Origin of the sequence: Pseudoalteromonas sp. SG44-17 (genome assembly GCF_014164235.1) — a bacterium.
GTDB classification, from domain to species: domain Bacteria; phylum Pseudomonadota; class Gammaproteobacteria; order Enterobacterales; family Alteromonadaceae; genus Pseudoalteromonas; species Pseudoalteromonas rhizosphaerae.
Genome location: NZ_JACJEV010000006.1, coordinates 191869 through 199148, shown reverse-complemented (window position 1 = coordinate 199148; position 7280 = coordinate 191869). Strand labels below are relative to the sequence as shown.

General features: G+C 40.5%; 4 protein-coding genes. 2 read left to right on the top strand and 2 right to left on the bottom strand.

What is annotated here, in order from left to right; translation table 11 throughout:
- Nucleotides 1-274: 274 nt before the first annotated feature.
- The gene (gene adhP, locus H5182_RS07080) at nt 275-1285 is read left to right on the top strand and encodes an alcohol dehydrogenase AdhP (RefSeq protein ID WP_182759784.1); all 1011 of its coding nucleotides are present in this window, start codon (nt 275-277) and stop codon (nt 1283-1285) included.
- A 47-nt stretch (nt 1286-1332) separates the two neighbouring features.
- On the opposite strand, the gene H5182_RS07075 is transcribed toward adhP, so the two are convergent.
- Entirely contained in the window at nt 1333-3744 is a 2412-nt protein-coding gene (locus tag H5182_RS07075) for a TonB-dependent siderophore receptor (protein WP_182759783.1), read from the bottom strand.
- A gap of 208 nt (nt 3745-3952) precedes the next feature.
- Nucleotides 3953-5221, bottom strand: a complete 1269-nt coding sequence (locus H5182_RS07070; RefSeq protein WP_149980239.1) for an amidohydrolase family protein — start codon at nt 5219-5221, stop codon at nt 3953-3955.
- 146 nt (nt 5222-5367) lie between these two features.
- Here H5182_RS07070 and H5182_RS07065 point away from each other — a divergent pair, with 146 nt between their 5' ends.
- Entirely contained in the window at nt 5368-7188 is a 1821-nt protein-coding gene (locus H5182_RS07065; protein ID WP_145235614.1) for a DUF885 family protein, read from the top strand.
- Nucleotides 7189-7280: the final 92 nt, after the last annotated feature.

Here is a 7280-nt window from a genome sequence, read left to right as displayed (position 1 = left end):
CGTGTTTGGCATTGATGCTGCGTTATCGCCTATTTATGGGGAACAACCACACTACATAGGCTCTGCCTTGCCTAAATACCAAACACACTGCTGCAAAATTAATCACAAAAGGTCAACACGCCCTAATGTCGTTCAGAACAAGTTATATCACTAAAGTTTGATTTAGATTAATTTTTACTCATCTAGAGTCGCGTAAGGTGTACACTAAATTACGACAACTAATTTCTTAACAACAACTACTCAATAACAACTTCGCAACAACAAGGAACGAGCAATGAAAGCAGCCGTTAATAGTACTTACAAAGGCAAATTAGAAATTTCAGACTTACCCATTCCAACCGTTGGAGTCAATGATGTTTTAGTTAAAATAGCCGCATGTGGTGTGTGTCATACTGATTTACATGCCTGTCATGGTGATTGGCCAGTAAAGCCTAAAATGCCGTTAGTTCCAGGGCATGAAGGTGTTGGAGTGATCGAACAGCTGGGTAGCAATATTACTCATTTAGAAATTGGTGATCGTGTTGGCATTCCTTGGCTATACAGTGCATGTGGTTATTGTGAATTTTGTTTAGAAGGTAAAGAGACCTTATGTCTTTCACAGCATAATACGGGTTACTCAGTTGATGGTAGTTACGCAGAATATTGCTTAGCCGATGGGAACTATGTTGTAAAGATCCCTGAAGGCTTAGGTTTTTCAGAAGCTGCGCCATTATTTTGTGCCGGTGTTACAACCTATAAAGCGCTAAAAGTGTCAGGTGCTAAGCCAGGACAATGGGTCGCTATTGTTGGTGTAGGTGGGCTTGGGCATCTTGCGGTACAATATGCAAAGGCAATGGGCTTTAATGTAATTGCAGTGGATACTGGTGTTGATAAACTGGCTTTAGCAAAAGAGTTAGGTGCAGATATCACACTGGACTTTAAAGAATGTGTGCCTAGTGAGGCTATATTTGAGCAGGTAGGGGGCGCACATGCTGTGGTATGTACCGCTGTATCCAAGCCGGGGTTTGAGCAAGCTTATAAGAGTGTTCGCCGTGGTGGAAAATGCGTGTTAGTTGGTCTGCCTCCAGAGGATATGCCGTTGCCTATTTTTGATACTGTACTCAATGGCGTTTCTGTTGTTGGCTCAATTGTTGGCACACGTAGAGATTTACAAGAATGTTTAGAGTTTGCTGCACAGGGCAAAGTTAAAGCAATTATTGAAGAAAAACGTCTTGAAGATATCAATGACATATTTGACGATATGCTCAAAGGTGAAATTAATGGCCGTATAGTAGTCACTATGTAAACGTAAAAAAGCGCACAAGCATTTTGTGCGCTTTTACAGCTTATAACTTAAAGCTTATAGCTCAAAGTTAGCTTCGCATTGCGTTCTTCGCCTGGCATACCACCTAAAAACATTGCTTTTGAGTAATAAACTTTATTAAACAAATTATTTAAATTTAGCTGTAAGCCCCATTTATCAGTGTTATAACTTAACGCAGCATCATAAATAGTATAGCTTGGTACATAACCATCAGGAATGCCGAATGATGACGAATTAGTACTGCGATCATCAACATACTTTACGCCCGCACTTAATTTTAGTGGCTGGGCTAGTTCAAACCACTGAGCACTGTATGTTAACCATGTGCTTGCTGTTACATAAGGCACACCTTTTTGACGCGCAGCAAATGTGCTCACATTAGGGTTTTTCTGTTCACGCGCATCTTGATAAACACCATTGAGATTGACCTTCCATTGATCATTTAAATAGGCATTTAGATCAAGCTCGACACCACGGGTTTTTTCTTCACCATTAAAGTAATTTTTTGGGACCGATGGATCTGGCTTTGTATCATCATAGGCAGGGTTTGCATATTCTAAGTTAGTACGTGCAGTGTCAAATACCACGAATGAGGCGAGTACCTGATCATCAAAGGCTTTTACTCTTATACCTAAATCAGTACTAAGAGACTGCGCATCATCACGGTCAGCTTCATTGCCTAAAACAGAGCCTAAAACGCTATACGCAGTGCGACCCTTCGAATGGTTTATAAATATAGACAGGTCATCAGTCGGTTTGTATGTCGCGCCTAAATTATAGGTTAAACCATTATCCGAGGTACTTGCTTCTGGCGTTGCAGCAGCGGCACTTGCGCGGTAACGTGCATCAACACCTAAATGTTCATATTTTTGAGTAATTTCGTTGTATGCAACACCAATACGGGTTGTGAAGCTGTCATTGATATAAGCAACATGTTGCAGTCCTAAGCCCCATGCTTGCACTTTTTTACTATAGTTACTGGTTTTAAGCGGATCATAGTCGCTAAATTGCCCGTCTGACCAAACCGGTGTACGAATATCTAGAATATAGGGTAAAGAGCCTTGATAGGTTATATCGCCATTTTTATCTTTGAGAATATAGTCTTTATCCCAAATAGAATACTGAGTGAAGCGTATATCGCGGTCTTCATAATTAGCATTGACCAAAAATTCGTTTTCTATATCACCGAAACTAAAGTCATAGCGTAAATCTGCAAAGTATTGCCATGACTTTTCATCAGCCTCTACTTGGCGATATTCTTGACGGCGTGCAGCAAATGGATAAAGTACATCATCAACTACCAATGGCGCACGAGGATCAGCATTGATCACGCCATTTCTTTGCCAATAGACATAATTATAGGCGCCTGTTTGACGTGCAAAACTTGACTCATAATTACGGTATTGTAACTGTTGATTTAAAAATAAATTGTCAGTTATGTAGTAATTATGAGTGAGTTTAAAACGCAGTTCTTCACCTTTATTATCTTTTGCCATGGGTGAGATAATACCGCGATGACCAAATTTATACGGTGTTAAACCATCAGACGCTGCAAGTGAATTCGCTAATTGTTGGCGCTGTGCATCAGATAATTGCAGCCCAGCAGTGGTTGGATCATTGACTAAATCATCCGCAGTCACTTGGCCGGCGGTTTTGCCATTTACCGACTGCGCATTATAAATACGGATAGGGTGGCCAATTGAATCAACTGCAATGGCATCTTTAATATAAGCGGCTGAGATCATAATATTTTGGCGGTCATTGAACACATATTTTAATGCGCCGTAGATTTCATCGCGGTCATCTTTTAAATCACGGTAGCCATCACTGCGTGCTGTTTTTGCATTAACTCTGTATGCTAGATTTTCGGTAACTGCGTTGGTGCTATCAATTGATAATGAATAGGTATTCCATTGACCAATTTCCGCTTGTATGTTGTGCTGCTCTGTAAACTGTGGCTTTTTTTCAATCAAGTTAATAACACCACCTGCGCTGCCCATGCCATATAAACCAGTGGCGGGACCTTTTAATACTTCTACGGCCTCCACATTGGTTAGTGATCGAGTTGGATTGAATGTGTTTCCTAGGCCCGCACCGCCATACATACCATCATAAGTATAATTTGCACCAAGGCCACGGATCACTAAATTGTCGCCAATTCCGTAGTTATTACCTGCTTGGGTTACACCACTGATATTACGCGCTAAGTCTTGTAAGTTATCAACGCCTTGCGAGTTTATAAGTTCCTGATCGACGATAACTATAGGCGCAGGTGTTTCCATTAACGACATATCAGATTTTGTTGCTAAACCCGAGTTTAATACAACATGATTTTGTTTTTGATAAACTGTGATGTGCTCAAGATCGGATTGTTCGGCCGCAGTTGCATTATATGCTGTTAAACAGGCTAGGGTAATTAGAGAGAATTTATGCGTTGTCATAGTCATTACCATTAAAAAATTTTCGTAATGATAATGTGTGGCATTTGTATTTCAAGTTTTAATTACCTAAAAAAGGCAATTATTTAAACCTACCCCAAGCTGCTTACCTTTTGCTTTCAAAATATTAATATATTAACAACGTATTTAGTTAGCTGTTAGTTTAACCCTTGCTTAATGATGGAGTTAGCTTAACGCTAACTCCACACATTTATTTATAAGAAACACCTGCTTTCATCACAAATGCTACATTTTCTAGCAAGGTTATGTCTTGCAGTGGATTGCCTTTGACTGCGATGATATCTGCGGCAAAGCCCGTTTTGAGTTGCCCTAACTGAGTGTCAACTTTCAACAATTTAGCACTGTTGATTGTTGCAGCTTGTATTGCTTGCAGAGGGGTCATACCAAACTCAACCATTCGCGAGAATTGTTTTGCATTATCACCATGTGGGTAAATTGCGGCATCGGTACCAAATACCATGTTGACACCCGCTTTTACGGCACGGCTAAAGCTGTCGCGTTGCTTTTTAGATACTTGACGTTCTTTTGCTAAGTTTTCTTCTGCTACACCATTTTGCTCACCAAACGTGAGGGTATATTCAGTGTTATAAATATCCATTGAAAACCAAGTGCCGTGTTTTTTAGCCAGTTTAATTGCTTCATCGTCAACAAAACTGACATGTTCAACACTGTCTACACCGGCTTTAATGGCTGCGGTAATACCACTGGTACCATGTGCATGTGCAGCAACCGTTAAACCGCGCATATGTGCTTCATCAACAATGGCAGTCATTTCTTCTAATGAATACTGTTGAATACCTACTTTTGTGCCCTTGGAAAATACTCCGCCAGTGGCGCAAAACTTAATAACATTGGCACCGTACTTGATGTTTTCGCGTACTTTTGCACGAACAGCCCATGGGCCATCAGCCACACCTTCGGCAGTGTATTTCATTTCAGGAGGTAGACGGTTGTTGTCACAGTGACCACCCGTTACACCCAAAGAGGGACCAGCAGCCCAGATGCGTGGGCCAATAATATCGCCTGCATTAATGCCGTCACGTACTGCAATGACACTGTAACCTTCGGCGCCCACGTTACGTAAGGTTGTAAAACCCGCTTTTAAGGTTTTTTCTGCAAAATAGGCCGCTTTAATCGCTTTACGTGGCACTGACTGACCGATACGTTCACTACGAGGGACTGTTGGATCGCTGGTTAAGTGTACGTGCATATCCATCAGGCCAGGCAGAATGGTTAACTCGGGCAACTTAATATGGTCATCACCTTGTTGTAGGGTTGGCATGGTGCCACTACTGATTTTAGTAATAATACCGTCATCGATTTGAATAAGCGGCGCATTAATAAGCTTGCCATTATTTACGTCTAGCATTGCTTTAGCACTAACGTATGTTGTTGCTTGCGCGCTAAAAGCGCTGACACACAGTAAGCCCAAAGGGACAGAAAGTGATAATTTATTCATTTATTTTCTAATTTTTGATTATTTAATATAGCAATGTAGCAAGCAGTTTTTAGGCTGTAAACAAAACGCGATAAGTATCGTATTTTCTTTATTTAGCGATTTGAAAGCTGCATACTTGCGCTAACTACTTATACTCAGGGATCATTATGAAAAAATTTAAGTTAACCTTGCTTGTCGCTGGTGTACTCAGCGCTTTGTCTGCGTGTTCAAATACGGCTAATAATAATTTAAATAAGCCACAAGCAGCATTAACAAGTGAAACTGCCAGCGCAACAACACAACAATTAAATAGCTTGGTTGAGCAGTACTTTGTGGATTCGTTGCAATTTAGCCCTCTTGGCGCCACTTATATTGGTTATAATCAATACAATAACCAATTTACAGCACCGAGTACTGCGCAAAACCGAGCTCAGCAGCTTGCTTTTTATAAAGATTATCAGCAACGTTTAGCGGCGATTGACCAGCAGCAGTTAACCGGTCAAGCCTTGTTAAGTTATGAAATACTGGCACGGGATTTAGCATTAACAATCGAAGGTTTTCAATTCCCGAGTTACTTATTACCAATTAACCAAATGTCTGGCGCTCACAATACGTTTGCAGGCTTTGGATCGGCGCAAAGTGCGCAGCCATTTGCAAATTACCAAGATTATGAAAATTTCGTCGCGCGTGCTGAAGGTTTTGTAACTTGGTTAAGCAGTGTGCAAGATGCTATGCAGCAAGGGGTAAATGAAGGCATTGTTTTACCAAAGCCATTAGCTGAAAAGTTATTACCGCAATTTCAAGCTCATATAGTTACCAGTGCAGAACAATCTTTATTTTATAGTCCGATAAAGCAGCTTCCAGAGCAATTCACAGCAGCGCAAAAGCAACAACTCACTGACCAATATAGTGCACTTATTATGGATAAGTTGGTCCCAGCTTATACAAAAATGAGCGAGTTTTTAGCAACCACTTATATACCAAATAGCCGTGCAACAGTAGGTTATAGCGATTTACCAAATGGTAAAGCATGGTATGAATACCAAATAAAGAAAAACACCACCTTGAGTTTATCTGCAGATGAAATTCATGAAATTGGTTTAAAAGAAGTATCGCGTATCCTTAATGAAATGAAAAAAGTAAAGGAAACCGTTGGTTTTAAAGGCAGTTTAAGTGAGTTTTTTACTCATTTACGAGATTCTGATGAGTTTTATTTTGATACACCTGAGCAATTAATTGCGGCCTATGAAGCCGTAAAGTTAAAAATTGATGCGCGTGTACCTAAATTATTTAACATTGTCCCCAAAGCTGATTACGTTGTAAAAGCGGTTGAAGATTTTCGTGCTGAGTCTGCGGCAGGAGCATCTTATCAATCACCAGCACCGGATGGCTCTCGTCCGGGAATTTTTTATATTAATACCTTTAATTTAAAAGCGCAGCCTAAGTTTCTACTCGAAACATTGTCAATCCATGAAGCAGCCCCAGGACACCATTTTCAAATCGCCTTACAGCAAGAAGTTCAGTCATTACCTGAGTTTCGAAAATTTGGTGGTTACACAGTGTTCGCCGAAGGTTGGGCATTATATGCTGAAAGTCTAGGTAAAGAATTGGGTTTATTTACCGACCCATATATGTGGTATGGCCGTTTATCTGATGAGCAATTACGCGCTATGCGATTAGTGCTCGATACAGGTTTCCATGCTAAGGGCTGGACTCGTCAACAAGGTATTGATTACATGCTGGCTAATTCCTCAATGGCTTTAAGTGATGTAACCGCAGAAGTTGAGCGCTATATAGCTTGGCCAGGACAAGCATTGTCGTATAAATTAGGGCAATTTAAAATTCAAGAACTGCGAGATTATTGTAAACAAGCATTAGGTGATAAATTTGATATTAAAGAGTTTCATACGCAAATTTTAATTGATGGTGCTTTGCCGATGCCAATACTAGAAGCGAAAATTAAACGTTGGGTTGATACGCAGCGCTAACTTTTAAACTTGAAATAGCGCAAAGCTGAATGTAGCTTTGCGCGCGGTGCTCAATTAAGCTAAAATGCGCGCTATTAGGGGCACCGAGTTAT